The sequence below is a fragment of the Luteimonas sp. TWI382 genome (assembly GCF_039674545.1).
Lineage (GTDB): Bacteria > Pseudomonadota > Gammaproteobacteria > Xanthomonadales > Xanthomonadaceae > Luteimonas.
On sequence record NZ_JBDJNS010000008.1, the window covers coordinates 84736 to 101989 of the forward strand.

18 protein-coding genes are annotated in these 17254 nt (G+C 70.3%); 10 read left to right on the forward strand and 8 right to left on the reverse strand.

Annotation, left to right across the window (positions count from 1 at the left end):
• The first annotated feature begins 9 nt into the window (after positions 1-9).
• Both ABE505_RS07475 and ABE505_RS07480 read left to right on the forward strand, forming a co-directional pair.
• Positions 10-963, forward strand: a complete 954-nt coding sequence (locus tag ABE505_RS07475; protein WP_346446175.1) for an ABC transporter ATP-binding protein — start codon at positions 10-12, stop codon at positions 961-963.
• Complete coding sequence (locus tag ABE505_RS07480) at positions 960-2057, forward strand: ABC transporter permease (protein ID WP_346443443.1); 1098 nt, start codon at positions 960-962, stop codon at positions 2055-2057. Before ABE505_RS07475 ends, ABE505_RS07480 begins: the two co-directional genes overlap by 4 nt.
• Positions 2058-2084: 27 nt before the next feature.
• Here the strand turns inward: ABE505_RS07480 and miaB are convergent, their stop codons facing one another.
• Positions 2085-3527, reverse strand: a complete 1443-nt coding sequence (miaB, locus tag ABE505_RS07485) for a tRNA (N6-isopentenyl adenosine(37)-C2)-methylthiotransferase MiaB (protein WP_346443445.1) — start codon at positions 3525-3527, stop codon at positions 2085-2087.
• A gap of 167 nt (positions 3528-3694) precedes the next feature.
• Between miaB and ABE505_RS07490 the strand changes: the two genes are divergently transcribed.
• The 6 genes from ABE505_RS07490 (at position 3695) to ABE505_RS07515 (ending at position 8742) form a co-directional block, all read left to right on the forward strand.
• On the forward strand, positions 3695-4579 hold the full coding sequence (locus ABE505_RS07490) for a lytic transglycosylase domain-containing protein (RefSeq protein WP_346443447.1): 885 nt from the start codon (positions 3695-3697) through the stop codon (positions 4577-4579).
• A 145-nt stretch (positions 4580-4724) separates the two neighbouring features.
• Positions 4725-5363: a ubiquinol-cytochrome c reductase iron-sulfur subunit gene (petA, locus tag ABE505_RS07495; protein WP_346443449.1), complete on the forward strand. Its 639-nt coding sequence runs from the start codon at positions 4725-4727 to the stop codon at positions 5361-5363.
• Complete coding sequence (locus tag ABE505_RS07500) at positions 5363-6622, forward strand: cytochrome bc complex cytochrome b subunit (protein ID WP_346443451.1); 1260 nt, start codon at positions 5363-5365, stop codon at positions 6620-6622. The genes petA and ABE505_RS07500 overlap by 1 nt, the downstream gene beginning before the upstream one ends.
• Complete coding sequence (locus ABE505_RS07505) at positions 6615-7358, forward strand: cytochrome c1 (RefSeq protein ID WP_346443453.1); 744 nt, start codon at positions 6615-6617, stop codon at positions 7356-7358. The genes ABE505_RS07500 and ABE505_RS07505 overlap by 8 nt, the downstream gene beginning before the upstream one ends.
• Before the next feature lie 177 nt (positions 7359-7535).
• Positions 7536-8156 carry a glutathione S-transferase N-terminal domain-containing protein gene (locus ABE505_RS07510; RefSeq protein ID WP_241943943.1) on the forward strand — a complete coding sequence of 207 codons (621 nt, stop codon included), beginning with the start codon at positions 7536-7538 and terminating at the stop codon, positions 8154-8156.
• Between the two features lie 97 nt (positions 8157-8253).
• Positions 8254-8742: a ClpXP protease specificity-enhancing factor gene (locus ABE505_RS07515; protein ID WP_346443456.1), complete on the forward strand. Its 489-nt coding sequence runs from the start codon at positions 8254-8256 to the stop codon at positions 8740-8742.
• A 45-nt stretch (positions 8743-8787) separates the two neighbouring features.
• Here ABE505_RS07515 and ABE505_RS07520 read toward each other — a convergent pair whose 3' ends face one another.
• From ABE505_RS07520 to ABE505_RS07530, 3 genes are all read right to left on the reverse strand, one after another.
• Positions 8788-9120 carry a DUF3301 domain-containing protein gene (locus ABE505_RS07520; protein ID WP_346443458.1) on the reverse strand — a complete coding sequence of 111 codons (333 nt, stop codon included), beginning with the start codon at positions 9118-9120 and terminating at the stop codon, positions 8788-8790.
• Between the two features lie 112 nt (positions 9121-9232).
• Entirely contained in the window at positions 9233-10111 is an 879-nt protein-coding gene (nadC, locus tag ABE505_RS07525; RefSeq protein ID WP_346443459.1) for a carboxylating nicotinate-nucleotide diphosphorylase, read from the reverse strand.
• Between the two features lie 105 nt (positions 10112-10216).
• The gene (locus ABE505_RS07530; RefSeq protein WP_346443461.1) at positions 10217-10498 is read right to left on the reverse strand and encodes a Trm112 family protein; all 282 of its coding nucleotides are present in this window, start codon (positions 10496-10498) and stop codon (positions 10217-10219) included.
• A 357-nt stretch (positions 10499-10855) separates the two neighbouring features.
• On the opposite strand from ABE505_RS07530, the gene purE reads away from it, so the two are divergent.
• On the forward strand, positions 10856-11320 hold the full coding sequence (gene purE, locus ABE505_RS07535; RefSeq protein WP_346443531.1) for a 5-(carboxyamino)imidazole ribonucleotide mutase: 465 nt from the start codon (positions 10856-10858) through the stop codon (positions 11318-11320).
• A 31-nt stretch (positions 11321-11351) separates the two neighbouring features.
• A complete protein-coding gene (locus ABE505_RS07540) occupies positions 11352-12512 on the forward strand; it encodes a 5-(carboxyamino)imidazole ribonucleotide synthase (protein ID WP_346443463.1) in 1161 nt (386 codons plus the stop codon).
• A gap of 174 nt (positions 12513-12686) precedes the next feature.
• On the opposite strand, the gene ABE505_RS07545 is transcribed toward ABE505_RS07540, so the two are convergent.
• From ABE505_RS07545 to ABE505_RS07560, 4 genes are all read right to left on the reverse strand, one after another.
• Positions 12687-13475: a heme ABC transporter ATP-binding protein gene (locus ABE505_RS07545; RefSeq protein ID WP_346443465.1), complete on the reverse strand. Its 789-nt coding sequence runs from the start codon at positions 13473-13475 to the stop codon at positions 12687-12689.
• Complete coding sequence (locus ABE505_RS07550; RefSeq protein WP_346443533.1) at positions 13472-14464, reverse strand: iron ABC transporter permease; 993 nt, start codon at positions 14462-14464, stop codon at positions 13472-13474. The genes ABE505_RS07545 and ABE505_RS07550 overlap by 4 nt, the downstream gene beginning before the upstream one ends.
• Positions 14465-14538: 74 nt before the next feature.
• Positions 14539-15597, reverse strand: coding sequence for an ABC transporter substrate-binding protein (locus ABE505_RS07555; RefSeq protein ID WP_346443466.1), 1059 nt, complete (start codon positions 15595-15597; stop codon positions 14539-14541).
• Positions 15598-15768: 171 nt separating this feature from the next.
• Positions 15769-17142, reverse strand: a complete 1374-nt coding sequence (locus ABE505_RS07560) for a YncE family protein (RefSeq protein ID WP_346443468.1) — start codon at positions 17140-17142, stop codon at positions 15769-15771.
• Between the last annotated feature and the right edge of the window lie 112 nt (positions 17143-17254).

Consider the following 17254-nt stretch of genomic DNA (forward strand, 5'->3'; position numbering starts at 1 on the left):
ACGGGCGCAATGCCATCTGCGGCAGCCAGCGATGCCGCGGTCCACGCCCGTGGCCTGGTCAAGCGCTTCGGCGGGCTGGTCGCAGTCGACCATGTCGATCTGACCGTGCCGCGCGCCAGCGTCTACGGGTTCCTCGGGCCGAACGGCTCGGGCAAGTCGACCACGATCCGCATGCTCTGCGGCCTGTTGACCCCGAGCGAGGGCGACATCGAGGTGCTCGGCCTGCGCATTCCCGACCAGGCCGACGCGCTGCGCCTGCGCATCGGGTACATGACCCAGAAATTTTCGCTGTTCGAGGACCTGACGGTGCGCGAGAACCTGGAGTTTCTCGCGGCGGTCTACGGCCTGCCGCGTGCGCAGGCGCGCGCCCGGGTCGACGAACTGGTCGAGCTCTACCATTTCGCCGACCGCCAGGGCCAACTCGCCGGCACGATGAGCGGTGGCCAGAAGCAGCGCCTGGCGCTGGCCGGCGCGGTGATCCACCGGCCGGAGTTGTTGTTTCTCGACGAGCCGACCAGCGCGGTCGATCCCGAGTCGCGGCGCGACTTCTGGGACAAGCTTTTCGAGCTGGCCGACAGCGGCACCACGCTGCTGGTCTCCACGCATTACATGGACGAGGCCGAGCGCTGCCACCGCATTGCGATTCTCGACCGCGGTGTGCTGGTCGCCGACGGTGCGCCGGGCGACCTGGCGGCGGAACTGTCGGGTCGCAGTGTCGAGGTGCGCGCCGCGCAGCCGCGGCGTGCGCAGCAGGTGCTCGCCCGTCTGCCCAACGTGCTCAGCGTCGCGCAGATCGGCAACAGCCTGCGCGTGCTCGCGCGCGACCGCGCAGGTGGAGACGGGGGCTTGGCCGAGGCGCTGCGTGGCGCCGGGCTCGAGGCCGAGGTGGGGCCGGCGACGCCGAACCTGGAGGACGTGTTCGTCGCCGCGACCCGCCGTGACGGGACGGAGGACGCGGCATGAACGCCCTGCGCCGGCTGTGGGCGGTGGTGATCAAGGAGCTGCGGCAGATCCGCCGGGACCGGATCAGCCTGGTGATGATCGTGATGATTCCGGTCGTCGACCTGCTGCTGTTCGGCTACGCGATCAACTACAACCCGCGCGGACTCGACGCGGCGATCGCCGACCAGGCGGTGACCGCGACCTCGCGCGCGGCGGTCATGGATCTCCAGGCGACCGGCGTCGTCGACACCATCGCGGTTGTCGACAGCCCGCAGCAACTGGTCGAGATGCTGCGGCGGGGCGAGATCAGCGTCGGGATCACCATCCCGCCGGATTTCGAGCGCCGCATCCTCGACGGCCGGCCGGCGATGCAGGTGATGGTCGACGGCACCGACACCGTCGTGCAGGCAGCTGCGAACCAGATCGCACAGCTGCCGCTCGAAGACCCTGGCGGCCATCGGGCCACGCGCGCTGCGCCGCCGATCGAGGTCGTGAGTTTCTACAACCCCGAGCGGCGCTCGGCGGTGAGCATCGTGCCCGGGCTGATCGGCATCATCCTCACGATGACCATGACCATGTTCACCGCGATGGCGATCGTGCGCGAGCGCGAGCGCGGCAACATGGAACTGCTGATCGCCACCCCGCTGGCGCGCGGCGAGCTGATGGTGGGCAAGGTGCTGCCGTATGCGGCGATCGGGCTGATCCAGACCACGCTGATCCTGGTGCTGGGCATCTGGTTCTTCGACGTGCCGCTGCGCGGCAGCCTGCTCGACGTCTATCTGGCCTCGCTGCTGTTGATCTTCGCCAACCTGGCGATGGGCCTGCTGATCTCCACGCATGCGCGCACCCAGTTCCAGGCGATCCAGGTGGCGATGCTGGTGTTCCTGCCGTCGATCCTGATCTCGGGCTTCATGTTCCCGTTCGCCGGCATGCCGGACGTGGTGCAGTGGGGCGCCGAGGCGTTGCCGATGACCCAGTTCCTGCGCCTGGTGCGCGGCATCATGCTGCGTGGTGCGAGCATCTGGGAGTTGTGGCCGTCGATCCTGGTGCTGTGCGCGTTCACCGCGGTCACGATGGCGCTGGCGATCGCGCGATTCCGCAAGCGCCTCGACTGACCCGCCGCCGCGGCGCAACAAGACGCACTACGCGGCTGCGGCGTCCTCGCTCAGTCGCACGCGGCCGCGCAGCGAGTTGCTGAGCGCGGCGGTGATCTCGACATCGACGAATTGGCCGATCAGGCGCGCCGGGGCGGGGAAGTTCACCGAGCGCATGTTCTCGGTCTTGCCGGTCAGTTCGTTGGGGTCCTTGCGCGACGGGCCCTCGACCAGCACGCGCTGCACGCTGCCGACCATCCGCTGCGAGATCCCGGCTGCGTACGCATTGATGTGCGCCTGCAGGCGCGTGAGCCGGGCATGCTTCTCGGCCTGGGTCGCCGTGTCTTCCAGATCGGCGGCCGGGGTGCCCGGGCGGCGCGAGTAGATGAAGGAGAACGACTGGTCGAAACCGACGTCCTCGATCAGCTTCATCGTCTTCTCGAAGTCCGCCTCGGTCTCGCCCGGGAAGCCGACGATGAAGTCCGAGGAGATCGAGATGTCCGGGCGCACGGCGCGCAGCTTGCGGATCTTCTGCTTGAACTCCAGCGCGGTATAGCCGCGTTTCATCGCCGACAGGATGCGGTCGCTGCCGGCCTGCACCGGCAGGTGCAGGTAGTTGGCCAGCTGCGGCACGTCGCGGTAGGCCTCGATCAGCGAGTCGGAGAACTCGAGCGGGTGCGAGGTCGTGAAGCGGATGCGCTCGATGCCGTCGATCTGCGCGATCGTGCGGATCAACAGGCCGAGGTCGGCCACCTCGTCGTCGCCCATCGGCCCGCGGTAGGCGTTGACGTTCTGCCCCAGCAGGTTGATCTCGCGCACGCCCTGGCCGGCCAGTTGCACGACCTCGACCAGCACGTCCTCGAACGGCCGGCTGACCTCTTCGCCGCGGGTGTAGGGCACCACGCAGAACGAGCAGTACTTCGAGCAGCCTTCCATGATCGAGACGAATGCGCTCGGGCCTTCGGCGCGCGGCTCGGGCAGGCGGTCGAACTTCTCGATCTCCGGAAAGCTGATGTCCACCTGCGGCTGGCCGGTCGCGCGCTTGGCGCGGATCAGCTCGGGCAGGCGGTGCAGCGTCTGTGGGCCGAACACCAGGTCCACGTACGGTGCGCGCTTGACGATCGCCTCGCCCTCCTGGGACGCGACGCAGCCGCCGACGCCGATCAGCACCGGTTTGCCGCCCTGCTTGAGGGCCTTCCAGCGCCCGAGCTGGCTGAACACCTTCTCCTGCGCCTTCTCGCGGATCGAGCAGGTATTGACCAGCACCACGTCGGCTTCCTCGACATCGTCGGTGAGTTCCAGGCCCTCGGCAGCGGCGAGCACGTCGGCCATCTTGGCCGAGTCGTACTCGTTCATCTGGCACCCGTGGGTCTGGATGTAGAGCTTGCCGCGTGCAGGCAGCACCGCACCGGGCGCGGGTGCGCCGTCGGCGGGCAGGACGGGAAGGTCGAGGGTCGGCGCGACGGGCGCCTGGGATGCGGGCTGGGTCATGGCGTGTCCGGGGCGACGGCGCTGAGTCCGGGCCGGATGGCGGGTGGGGCGCAAAGTGTACCGGGCGCGTCGGGCGCTCGGGCCGCCCTTTCACAATCAAGCACTTGGCAACGCTGCCCGAAGACGCGACACTCCGCCGCGTGAAACGGGGATGGGGACGCATCGCGATGCTTGGTCTGCTGGTGGCCTGCCCGGCCGCCGGCAGCACGCTGTATCGCTGCGACAGCGGCGACGGCATCCCCCAGTACGTCAGCAAGCGGGTCTCGGGTGCGAGCTGCCGCGCGGTCGCCAGTGCGCCGGCCGCGCCGCGCCGGGCCGCCACGGCCAAGCCCCAGCCCGGACCTGCACCGGCCAGCGCCGATCGCGGCGCGCCGGCGACCTTCATGGGCGGTGCGACGCCCAAGCCGGTCGCCGCGGCCAGCCCGGCCCCGGCGCCCTCGGCGCCCCCGGCCCGTAGCGGGGGCCAGCGGCGGCTGCAGCAGGGCCAGGTCTATTCCTATGTCCGCGACGGCGTGCGCCATTACAGCAGCACCCGGCCGGCCGGCGGTGCGCAGGTGGCGTCGGTGCGCACCATCCGCTACAGCTTCTTCGAGACCTGCTACGCCTGCGGCGCGGCGCCGGGGGTCAACTTCGGCACTGTGCGGCTCAACCGCGAGGCCTATCGCGATGAGGTCGCGCGTGCGGCCAGCGAGTTCGGCGTCGAGGAAGCGATCGTGCGCGCGATCATGCATGCCGAGTCGGCGTTCAACCCCAATGCGCTCTCGCGCGCCGGTGCGCAGGGCCTGATGCAGCTCATGCCCGCGACCGCACGGCGCTTTGGCGTGGTCAATGCCTTCGACCCGGAGCAGAACATCCGCGGCGGCGTCGCGTACCTGGCCTGGCTGCTGCGGCGCTTCGATGGCGACCTGACCCTGGCCGCGGCCGGTTACAACGCCGGCGAAGGCGCGGTCGACCGCCACAAGGGCGTGCCGCCCTACAGCGAAACCCAGCGCTACGTGCAGCGTGTGGGCACGCTCGCAGAGCGCTATCGCGGGCAGGTCGCCAGCCGCTGAGTGCGGCGCGGGTGCGACATTTCGACCCAATTGTCGCTCGATTCAGGGTTCAGCTACACTGGCACACATCGATGCGGCCGCCCGCGGAACGGGGTGGTCCGTGGCAGCCAGCGCACAGTAGCTACCGAAGTTTTGCGGAGTACCGATGGTCGACGAAGCGGTGATCGGACCTGGCGGCGGGGATGAGCCAGTCAATGTGGGGCGGCGCAGGTTTCTGACCGCGAGCACCCTGGTCGTGGGCGCGGTGGGGGCGGGCATCACGGCCATTCCCTTCATCAAGTCCTGGAACCCCAGCGCACGTGCGCAGCTCGCCGGCGCGCCGGTGACTGTCGACATCAGCGCCCTCGAAGAAGGGCAGCGCCTGATCGCCGAATGGCGCGGCCAGCCGATCTGGATCGTCAAGCGCTCCAAGGCGATTCTCGACGCGCTGCCCACGCTCGACGACAGGCTCAAGGATCCCGAGTCGAGCAACGTCGACCAGCAGCCGGCGTACGTGCGCGAGGCGAACCCGGAACTGCGCTCGATCAAGCCCGACATCTCGGTGCTCGTCGGCCTGTGCACGCATCTGGGCTGCTCGCCGGAGATGGTCGCCGAGATCCGTCCGGCGCCGTTCGACGCCGACTGGAAGGGCGGCTACTTCTGCCCCTGTCACAAGTCGAAGTTCGACATGGCCGGCCGGGTCTACGACGGCGTGCCTGCGCCGACCAACCTGTTGGTGCCGCCGCACCACTACGTCGACGACAGCACGCTGGTCATCGGCGTCGATCCGAAGGGAGCCGCGTGATGGCCAATGTCCTCGTCCGCGGCGCCACCGGCGTCTTCAACTGGGTCAACGAGCGTGCACCGGCACTGATGCCGATGTACCGCAAGCACATGACCGAGTACTACGCGCCGAAGAACTTCAACATCTGGTACATCTTCGGCGTGCTGTCGCTGGTCGTGCTGGTCAACCAGATCCTGACCGGCATCTTCCTGACGATGCACTACAAGCCGAGCGCGGCGGAAGCCTTCGCCTCGGTCGAGTACATCATGCGCGACGTGGAGTGGGGCTGGCTGATCCGCTACATGCACAGCACCGGCGCCTCGCTGTTCTTCATCGTCGTCTACATCCACATGTTCCGCGGCCTGATGTACGGCTCCTACCAGAAGCCGCGCGAACTGGTGTGGATCCTGGGCATGCTGATCTACCTGGTGCTGATGGCCGAGGCGTTCCTGGGCTACGTGCTGCCGTGGGGCCAGATGTCGTTCTGGGGCGCGAAGGTGATCATCTCGCTGTTCGGCGCGATCCCGGTCATCGGCAACGGCCTGACCGAATGGATTATGGGCGACTATCTGCCCAGCGACGCCACCCTCAACCGCTTCTTCGCGCTGCACGTGATCGCGCTGCCGCTGGTGCTGCTGTTGCTGGTCGTGCTGCACCTGGGCGCGCTGCACGAGGTGGGGTCCAACAACCCCGACGGCGTGGAGATCAAGAAGGGCCCCAAGGGCAACCGCTGGTCGAAGAGCGCGCCGGCCGACGGCATCCCGTTCCATCCGTACTACTCGGTCAAGGACGGCTTCTACGTCTGCTTCTTCCTGATCATCGCGGCGTTCATCATCTTCTTCGCCCCGGCGTTCGGCGGCTGGTTCCTCGAGCACGACAACTTCACCGCGGCCAACCACCTGGTCACGCCCGAGCACATCAAGCCGGTGTGGTACTACACGCCGTACTACGCGATGTTGCGGGTGGTGCCGCACAAGCTCAGTGGCGTGATCGTGATGTTCGCCGCGATCGCGATCCTGTTCCTGATCCCGTGGCTGGACCGCTGCAAGGTCAAGTCGCACCGCTACCGCGGCCCGCTGACCAAGATCATGCTGGCGCTGCTGGCCGTGTGCTTCGTCTGGCTGGGCAAGATCGGCGCCGGCCCGGGCACCGACCCGGTCGAGACGATCATCGGTCGCGTGCTGACGTTCCTCTACTTCGCTTTCTTCATCACGATGCCCCTGTGGACCAAGCTCGACAGGACCAAGGCCGTGCCCGATCGGGTGACGATGCATGACTAACCGACTCATTGCCCGCATCGCCGTCGCGGCGGCCGGCCTGCTGCTGTCGTTCGGCGCGCTGGCCGCGGCCGGCGGACCGGTCCAGCATGCCGGCACGGACCTGGGGGACCGCGCCTCGCTGCAGCGCGGCGCGCAGGCCTACATGAACTACTGCGCGGGCTGCCACTCGCTCAAGTTCATGCGCTACTCGCGCATGGCCCAGGATCTGGGGCTGACCGAGGACGAGGTGATGAACAACCTCAACCTCACCGGCGCGGCCTACGGCGAGCACATCCTGTCGTCGATGCCGGCCGAGCACGCGGCCAAGTGGTTCGGCCAGACCCCGCCGGACCTGAGCCTGATCGCCCGCGTGCGCGGTGCCGACTGGATCTTCACGTATCTCAAGTCGTTCTATCTCGACGAGACCCGGCCGCTGGGCTGGAACAACGCGTTGTTCCCCAACGCCTCGATGCCCAACCCGCTGTGGGAGATGCAGGGCCTGCAGCGTCCGGTCTACGCCGAGGCGACCGAGGGCGCCGATCCGGTGGTCGAGCATCTGGAGATCGCCACCCCGGGCACCCAGGACGCGCAGCAGTTCGACCAGACCGTCCGCGACATCACCACGTTCCTGGAATACGTCGGCGAGCCGGCCGCGCTCAAGCGTCAGCAGATGGGCGTCTGGGTCTTGCTGTTCCTGGTGTTTCTGACCTTCCTCGCCTGGTTGCTGAAGAAGGAATACTGGCGCGACGTCCACTGACGGCTGCCGGCCGGGTGGGTGCCGCCCGGCCCGGCATCGACCCGGTGCCATTGCCGGGCGGCTCACGGAAATGCGAGACTCGGGCACCGCGACAATCGTCTGCGAGGGGCAGGCGGCATCGCGAGGGCTGGCGGAGCCAGTCTTACGGACAGGCCGATGCAGGCCACGGGTGCATCCATGCGAAACGTGCTGACACTGTTTTCCTCGGTCGATGATGTGCTGTGCCATCGGGCACGCCTGGTGCTCGCGGCCAAGGGCGTTACCTACGACATGGTCGTGGTGGACCCGCGCAATCCGTCCGAGGACCTGATCGACCTCAATCCCTACCACTCGGTGCCGACCCTGGTCGAGCGCGAGCTGGTGCTCTACGCGGCCAGTGTGGTCAGCGAGTATCTCGACGAACGCTATCCGCATCCGCCGCTGATGCCGGTCGATCCGCTGTCGCGCGCGCGCCTACGCCTGGCGATGCTGCGCATCGAGCACGACTGGGTGCCGCAGGTCCAGGCGATCCAGATGGGCAACAAGGCCCAGGCCGAAGCCGGTCGCAAGCGGCTCAAGGAACTGCTGACCGCGTCGGTGCCGCTGTTCAAGGCCAGCAAATTCTTTCTCAATCCGGAAATGAGCCTGGCCGACTGCGCGATGGCGCCGATCGTCTGGCGCCTGCAGGCACTGGAGATCCCGCTGCCCAAGGATGGCGTCAAGGCGATCGAGGACTACGGCAACCGCATCTTCCGCAGCCCCGGTTTTGTCCGCAGCCTGACTCCGCAGGAACGCGCGCTGCGCGCACTGCCCGAGTAGACGCGTGCCCGGCGCCGGCCACCTGCCGGTGCCGCATCTGTGCCCCCAGCCTGCACGAGCCGTTAGACTGTCGCGCATGACGGACCAAGCGCCTGCGATGACCAGCCACCGCCCGTACCTGCTGCGTGCGCTGTACGAGTGGATCGCCGACAACGGCATGACCCCCCATATCCTGGTCGATGCGCGCCGCGCCGGCGTGCGCGTGCCTGCGCATGCGGTGCAGGACGGGCGCATCGTGCTCAACATCGCCGACCGTGCGGTGGCGCGGCTGGAGATGGACAACGACAGCGTGCGCTTCTCCGCGCGCTTTGGCGGCGTCAGCCAGTCGGTCGTGGTGCCGATCGCCGCGGTGCTTGCGGTCTACGCCCGCGAGACCGGGCAGGGCATGGCGCTGCCCGAGGACATCGTCGCGTCCGGCGACGCGGATCAGGCACAGGCCGACGAGGCCCCCGCACCGGCGTCCGCGCGGCCGACCTTCGCATCGGTGGACGGCGGCGCGCCCGAGCGCGACGACGACACCGACGGTCCGCCGGACGACGATACCCCGCCCGAGCCGCGGCGTGGGCATTTGCGGGTCATCAAGTAGGTTTCGAGCACGCCCGGCGTTGCCGGTCGGGCCGCGGAAGCGCGTTCAGGGCAGCACTGCGGCGTCGCGGCGGGTCGGTCCACTGAACGCGACCAGTCGCTCGCCGCGCAGCACCAGCTGGCCGACATGGCGCTCGATGCCGTCCTCGGAGTACTCGAAGCGGAAACTGCGCTCCACGCGCAGGCGCCCGCTGTCGTCCCGGCGCAGACGCATCGCATAGGCGTGCACGCTCTGGTCGAGCCACTGCACGCCAGCGCGCTCGCAGGCCTCGCGGCCGAGTTGGCCGGCGCGTTCGGCGGCGCCGCGTGCCGCGCTCCACCACAGGAACGCCGCGAAGGCGGCCAGCATCGCGAAGATCATCGTCGGGAAATCGGGCATGCGCGCAATGTGACGGCGCCGGGCGGCGCTTGCAAGCCGCGTGCACGCAGACGTCCGGCAGGGCGGATGGGGCGTGCTCGGGGCCGGCCGGAACAGACCGGGCCGCTGGGAATCAGGCGTCCTGGAGCTTGAGCGACAGGTCGATCGCCTGCACGTGCTTGGTCAGCGCACCGACCGAGACATAGTCCACGCCGTCGGCGGCGATGGTGCGCAGGGCGTCGAGGTCGACGCTGCCCGACACCTCGAGCGGGATGCGGCCTTCGAACGGCGCAGCGTGTGCGATGGCGACGGCCGCGCGCCGCGTCGCGGCGTCGAAGTCATCGATCAGGATGCGCGTGCAGCCGGCGGCGAGCGCCTCGCGCAATTCGTCGAGCGTTTCGACCTCGACCACCAGCGGCAGGCCGGGGGCCCGGGCATGGGCATCGGCGATCGCGGCGGCGATGCCGCCGGCGGCGCGGATGTGGTTCTCCTTGAGCATCACCGTGTCGTAGAGCCCGATGCGGTGGTTTTGGCCACCACCCACGCGCACCGCGTACTTCTGTGCCAGGCGCAGGCCCGGCAGCGTCTTGCGGGTGTCGAGCAGGCGCGTGCGGGTGCCGGCGAGTGCGGCGACATGGTGCGCGGTGGCGGTGGCCGTCGCGCTCAAGGTCTGCAGGAAGTTCAGCGAGGTGCGCTCGGCGGACACCAGTGCCCGGCTGCGCCCGGCGAGTGTGGCGAGCACGGTGCCTGCGACGACGTGGTCGCCCTCGGCGACGTGCCAGTCGATGCGCACGTCCGGGTCCAGCGCACGATGGCAGGCGTCGAACCACGGCCGGCCGCAGATCACCGCCTCCTGCTTGCACAACAGCCTGGCGGTGGCCGCGCGGTCGGGCAGCAGGGCCGCGGTCACATCGCCCGTGCCCAGGTCCTCGGCCAGCGCCGCGGCGACGTTGGCGGCGACCGTGTCCGGATCCGGCGGGGCGATGCGGTGCGAGGCGGTGGGCGGGGTCATGGGTCCTGTCCGATGGCGACGGTGGCCGGTCGTGGCGGGGGCGCGGCACCTGCGGCCGGGCCGGTCGTGGCCGGGCGCGCGATCACATGCGAACGCCCGCATCCATCAGGCGCGTGCGCCGTCCTTCGGGAAGTCGGCGATCTGTCCGGTCGCGATGCCGTCCTCGACCAGCAGCACCGGAATGCCGTCGTCGACGCGGTAGACGCGCTTGCGATCGTGGGTGATCAGCGCCTCGCGCAGCGGCGCGTTCTGCGCCGTGCCGTCCTCGCGCTGCACCGTGCCGGCGGCGATCGCCGCATTGAGCGCATCCAGGCCGGCGCGGTCGAGCAGCGACAGCGGCTGGCGGCTGGCGGGGCAGACGAGGATGTCGAGCAACTTGCGGTCCATGGTGCGGGGGTTCCGGGCATGTCGGGAATCGCGGAAGCGTACCACCTCGCATCGCCGACGCCGGCGCAAGCCCCACGCACGACGCCTTCAGGCGGGCGCCGTCTTTCGAACTGCGATCCCGCGGCTGCGGAAAGGCCGGGACCCTGACTCCGGATTGTTGTCTTGCGAAACTGCACCCTGACCCCGGTTTGTTGGGGGGCTTTGAAGCGCCGTTCCCGCCCATAGGGAAGAACCTCTAAAATGCCCGTTTGAGGCCGGAGCCCGCGCATGTCAGCCAACGTCCAGAGCAGCACGACCGCCCTCGCCGCGTCCGGCGAGCGGAGCACCTCGGGCAGAGCCCCGCTTGTGGGGATCGTGATGGGGTCGCGTTCGGACTGGGAGACGATGCAGCACGCCGCGCAGAAGCTCGAACAGCTCGGTGTCCCGCACGAAGTCCGCGTGGTCTCCGCGCATCGCACGCCGGACGTACTGTTCGACTACGCCGCCTCGGCGCGCACGCGGGGCCTGCGCGCGATCATTGCCGGCGCCGGCGGCGCCGCGCATCTGCCGGGCATGCTCGCCGCCAAGACCGCGGTGCCCGTGCTCGGTGTGCCGGTGCAGTCCAAAGCCCTCAACGGGCTCGATTCGCTGCTGTCGATCGTGCAGATGCCGGCGGGGGTGCCGGTCGCCACCTTCGCGATCGGCAATGCCGGCGCGGCCAACGCCGCGCTGTTCGCCGCGGCGATGCTGGCCGCTGGCGACGAGGTGGTGGCGGGCGCACTGGACGAGTTCCGGCAGCGGCAGACCGAGGAGGTCGCCGCCAATGACGATCCGCGTCGATGAGCGCGCTTGTAGCGTCGGAGCGCGCGCGGGCATGACGACGGTCGGGATTCTGGGCGGCGGCCAGCTGGCACGCATGCTGGCACTGGCGGGCCATCCGCTGGGAGTCAATGTCCTCGTTCTCGACGGCGCCGCCGACGCCTGCGCCGGACAGTGCGCGCCGCTGCTGCTGGGCGGCTACGACGATCCGGCGGCATTGGCCGACCTGGCCGCGCGGGTGGACGTGGCGACGTTCGATTTCGAGAACGTGCCCGCCGATGGTGCGCGCCGGCTTGCCGCGGACGTGCCGGTGTTCCCCAATCCCGATGCGCTGGCGCTGACCCAGGACCGGCTCGCCGAGAAAACGCTGTTCCGCGAACTCGGCATCCCGGTGCCCGAGTTCGCCGACATCGTCACCCGCGCCGATCTCGACGCCGCGGTCGCGCGGCTGGGCATGCCCTGCATCCTCAAGACACGGCGGCTGGGCTACGACGGCAAGGGCCAATTCCGCATCCGCGAGGCGGCCGACATCGACGCCGCCTGGGACGCGCTCGGCGCCCAGGTGCAGGCGACCGGCCTGATCCTCGAGGGCTTCGTGGCGTTCGAGCGGGAGCTCAGCGTGGTCGCGGTACGCGGGCGCGACGGCACGTTCCGCACCTGGCCGCTGACCGAGAACCGCCACGTCGATGGCGTGTTGTCGACGAGCCTGGCGCCGGCGGCCGCGGATGCGGCGACGGCGCGCACCGCGACTGCGCATGCCCGCGCGATCGCCGAACGGCTGGACTACGTCGGCGTGTTCGCGCTGGAACTGTTCTGCCGCGGCGATGAGCTGCTCGGCAACGAGTTGGCGCCGCGTGTGCACAACTCCGGGCACTGGACCATCGAAGGCGCCGAGACGTCGCAGTTCGAGAACCACCTGCGCGCCGTGCTCGGCCTGCCGCTGGGCGACACCGCCCCGCGCGGCCTGTCGTGCATGCTCAACTGGCTCGGCGCGATGCCCGACGCCGCGGCCGCACTGGCCGTGCCCGGCGTGCACTGGCACGACTACGGCAAGCAACCGCGCGAGGGCCGCAAGGTCGGTCATGCGACGGTCCGTGCCGACGATGCGCAGACGCTGGCTCAGCGCCTGGTCGAGCTGGGTGAGGTTTTGGACCGACAGGCGCAGGTCGCGCCGGTCGTCGCGCGCCTGGGTGCGCAGGCCCAAGCCGCCGGCTGAGCGCGCCCGCCACCTGCGGGCGAGACAACACGGGGCGACGCGATCGTGTGGTCGAGGGGGCCCCACGACGTCGCCTTGGCGGCTGCCGACGCACCGCTCCGGTGCGCATGACATGCGGTGCGTATCAGATGGGGGGATGGCCCCGGCAGGCGCGCGCGCCCGGCGCGCGTCTGCTCATCTGGGATCGTCGCTGACCACCAGCGGCACACCGCGGGTCGGGTGTTCGAGCACCAGCACAGGCTGCCGGTACACCCGCTCGATGGTCTCGCGGGTCAGCACTTCGCGCGGGCTGCCGTCGGCGGCGACGCGGCCGTGCTGCAGCATGACGATGCGATCGGCATGGCCGGCGGCGAGGTTGAGGTCGTGCAGCACGACGATGACGCAGGCGCCGTCGTCGGCCAACTGGCGTGCGGTCCGCAGCACGGCCTCCTGATGCTGCAGGTCGAGCGCAGCGGTGGGTTCGTCGAGGAACACCACCGGCGTGGTCTGCGCGAGCACCCGCGCGAACGCGGTACGCGAGGCTTCGCCGCCGGACAGCGTTTGCACGTCGCGACCGGCGAGGTGGACGATATCGGCCGTCGCCATCGCCGCCTCGGCGATGCGGGTGTCCTGCGCCGGGGCCGGCGGGTGCGGCAGCCGGCCCATCGCGACGACCTCGCGGACACTGAAGGCAAAGCGCACTGCATGGTCCTGGGGCAGCACGCTGCGCTCGCGCGCCAGCGCGCGCGCTTTCCATTCGCGCAGCGGTGCGCCCGCAAGCCGGACATGACCGGCAACGGGTACGAGGTCGCCGGAGGCGACGGCGAGCAGGGTCGACTTGCCGGCGCCGTTCGGGCCGACCAGCGCGGTCAGCGTGCCGCGCGCGAAGCGCAGATCGACGTCGTCGAGGATCGCGCGGCCGTCGATGCGCACGCTCGCGCGCTCGATCGCCAGCACGTCGTCGGCGGCATCGGCTGCGCTCACGCGCCGCCCCGCTTGCGGCTGCGCAGTACCAACCACAGGAAGAACGGCGCACCGAGTGCGGCGGAGAACAGGCCCAACGGGATTTCAGAGGGCGGATCGAGGCTGCGCGCAGCGGTGTCGGCCAGCACCACCAGCAGGCCGCCGGTCGCGCCCGACAGCGGCAGCAGCCAGCGGTGGCCCGGGCCGGCGAGCAGGCGCACGAAATGCGGTACGACCAGGCCGACGAAGCCGACCACGCCGGCGAACGCGACCGCCGAGCCGACCAGCAGCGCGCAGACCGCAACCAGCAGCGCGCGCGTACGCCGCACGTCCAGGCCGATGTGCTGGGCCTGGCGTTCGCCCAGCGCGAGCATGTCCAGTGGCGTGGCCAGGCTCGCCAGCGCGACCGCGCCGATCGCGAACGCGGGCACCGCGGCCAGCAGGTCGCCCCAGTCGGCCATCGCCAGCGAGCCCATCTGCCAGAACACCAGCGACTGCAGTTCGTCGCTGCGCGCGATATAGGTGAAGAAGCCGATCGCCGCCGAGCAGCCTGCGGCGATCGCGATGCCCACCAGCAGCAACGTCGCGGTGCCGCCGCCGCGGTCGGGGCGGGCGAGCAAATAGATCAGCGTGGTCGTCACCGCGCCGCCAGCGAACGCCGCGACCGGGATCGTCCAGGCGCCGAGCACCGTCGCACCGAGCACGATCGCCGCCACTGCGCCGAGCGCCGCGCCGTGGGTCACGCCGACGATGCCCGGGTCGGCCAGTGGGTTGCCGAACAGGCCCTGCAGCCCGGCGCCGGCCATCGCCAGCGAGGCGCCGACGATGACCGCCAGCAGCGCACGCGGTACGCGCAGGTTCCAGACCACCGAGATGTCGCGTTGGCTCAGCGTGCCGGCATCGGCCAGGCCCAGCTGGTGCGCGATCACGTGCACCACGTCGCCGGGCGGAATCCGCAGCGGGCCGACGCCGAACGACAGTACGATCACCAGCGCCAGCAGCGCGAGCATGCCGACGAACAACAGGCCGCCGGGCGGCCGCCGGACCTGGCCGGTGCGCCGCGGACGCGCGCGGCCTTCGGCACTCATGCGCCGGGCTGGGCGTCGAGCTCGGCGGCCAGCTCGGCCAGCGCGGTCGCCAGTGCCAGGGCGCCGGTCCCGCTGGCGACGCTGGTCGCCTTGAGCTGCAGGTCGGGCATCACCCAGACGCGGTGGGCGATGCCCGCCGGCGTCTGGCGCAGGCTCGGGTAGGCCTTCCACAGGCCGTCGGGTCCGCCGAACACGCGCAGGTCGTCCTCGCTGACCAGGATCACCTCCGGGTCGGCGGCGATGATGCCCTCGTTGCTCAGCTGCGAATAGTTGGCCACGCGGGCCTCGTCACCGACGTTGATGCCGCCGGCCAGGCGGATGGCCTCGGCCGCCGCGGTGTCGGCGCCGCCGACCGTGGGCGCGCCACCGCCGCCGGTGGCCGAGACATGGATCACCCGCGGGCGGCGGGTGTGGCGCGCGGCGATGCCGGCGGCCTCGTCGAGCTGGGCCTGCACGCGCGCGGCCAGGTGTTCGCCCTCGTCGGCGTGGCCGAATGCGGCGGCGATCTTGCGCACTTTGTCCGGCGCGGGCTGCAGTTCGTCGACGATGATCATCGCGTGGCCGGCATCGCGCAGCGGTTGTGCGAGCTTGCCGTGCCGACGCAGGCTGTTGCCGACGAACAAGGTGCCGTCGAGGCTCAACACGCCTTCGACCCCGGTGGTGCGGTTGAACAGGAAATGGTGCGGCGCCTTGCGCCCGGTCTCAGTGACGCTGTTGACCGGCGCGGCGAACACCTGGTCCGACAGGCCGAGCGCGTCCATGACCATGACGATGTCGTCGTTGCCGACGATCGTGCGGCTGGTGTCGGTGATGGTGACCTCGACGCCGTCGTCGGAGCGGACGGTCGTTGGCAGGTCCTGGGTCGAGCGCGGCACCTGCGGGATGTCGGTGCCGGCGACGCGGCGCCAGCCGTCGGGCAGCGCCGTGTCCGCGACGTCGGGGGCGGCCTGCGGGGAGCCGGCGCCGTCGTCGCCGTTGCGGGCGCAGCCGGCGAGGGCACAGGCCAGGCTGGCGGCGAGCAGGGCCGCATGGCGGATCGTGAGGCGCTGGAACATCGGCCTGTCACCTTGTCGAATCGGATGAAGACGCAGCGGCCGGCGGGAGGCCGGCCGCTGCAAGACGACGATTTTAGCCCCTATCGTCCGTCGGGGACGTCGCGCACTGGCCGCAACGCCTGCGCCAGGGAGCGCAGCGCGGACGTGGCGGTGGGCGACGGCGCGCTGCGATCAGCGAGCCTTGGGTGCGATCCGGCGGATGTGGTCGCCCTTCGGATCCTCGGCGCCGCGCGCCTTGTTGACCGAGTAGACGACGCCGTCTGCGCCCTTGCTGACGTGGTTGGGGAAGCTGCCGCCGTCGAAGTTCGCCACGACCTGGCCGTTGTCGTCGACGACAGTGATCGTGTCGGCGCCGCGATTGACGACGTAGGCCAGGCGCTGGCTCGGTTCGTAGGACACGTTCAACGCGCCGGCGCCGACGTAGACGTCATGGTCGATCGTGCCGGTCTTGGGGTCGACGATGAGCAAATTGTCGCTGCCCTGCGACACCACCAGCAGGCGCTGGCCGACCGGATTCCAGGCCACGCCGATCGCGCTGCGGGCATTGACCAGCGGGACCACCTTGTCCACGGTGTTGGTGGCGGTATCGATGACCGCAGCTTCCGGCGTGGACATGCTCGCGGTGTAGAGCTTGCCGGTCGCAATGTCCAGATCGAGGCTGGTCGGCGCGAAGGATTCGCCGCGCACGCCGGACTCGATGACGATGTTGTCGAGCTGGGTCAGGCGCTTGGCGTCGAACACCGAGATGAAGTTCTCGCCCGATGCCGTGGCATAGACGCGGCCACGCTGGGTGTCGACGACGACGTCGCGCGCGTGCGGTACGGCGCCGACCGGGAACTGCTTGACCAGCGACAGGTCGGACTGCCGGTAGACGGCGACCGTGTCCTGGCGGGTGTTGGTGACCCAGACGTTGCCGTTGGCATCGTCGACGCCCACGCCATACACGGCGAACACGCCCCCTGCCGGTGCCGCGCCGGGCGTGGCGCTCGCCACGACCTGCAGCGACTGCGGGTCGACCTTCTGCAGCGCCGATGCCGTGACCGGCGGGCGGCCGACTGCGCTGGTCACGAACAGGGCGTCGTTCTTCGCGCTGTAGGCGACCTGGTACAGGCCCTGGGCGAGCTTGGCGCTGCGCACGTCGAAGCGCGCCTCGCCCGACACCGGCAACTGCTGGGAGACCTTCAGTTCGAGGATCGAGGCCGCGTCCGGGCCGCTGGTGCGCACGAGCACCGGGTGCACGCCGACGGCGGCATCGGCCGGGATCGCGACCCGGCCCTTGAAGGCGCCCTGGGCGTCGGCGACGAACGGCTGCGCGTTGAGGACGGTCTCGCCGCGCTGCAGCGTGACCTGCTGGCCGGGCTTGAAGCCGCTGCCGGTGAGCTCGACTTCGCTGCCGGGCAGCACGACCGGGCCGGCGGCGCGGACGGTGCCCTTGAAATCGACGTCGGGCTGGCTGAAGACCTGGGCGCCGGCGAGGCCGGTCACGGCCGACAGGGCGAGAGCGAGGGCGGCCAGCCGCAGGCGGCGGGAAGGCGAGGTTGTCATGACGGACTCCTGGAGCACTGAAAGGACCGGCGGGATGCGGGGCCGGAGAAGGGGAAACACGATGGCTGGGACGCCGGGCGTCGTGGCGATGGCGGACGCCGGCAGTGCCGGC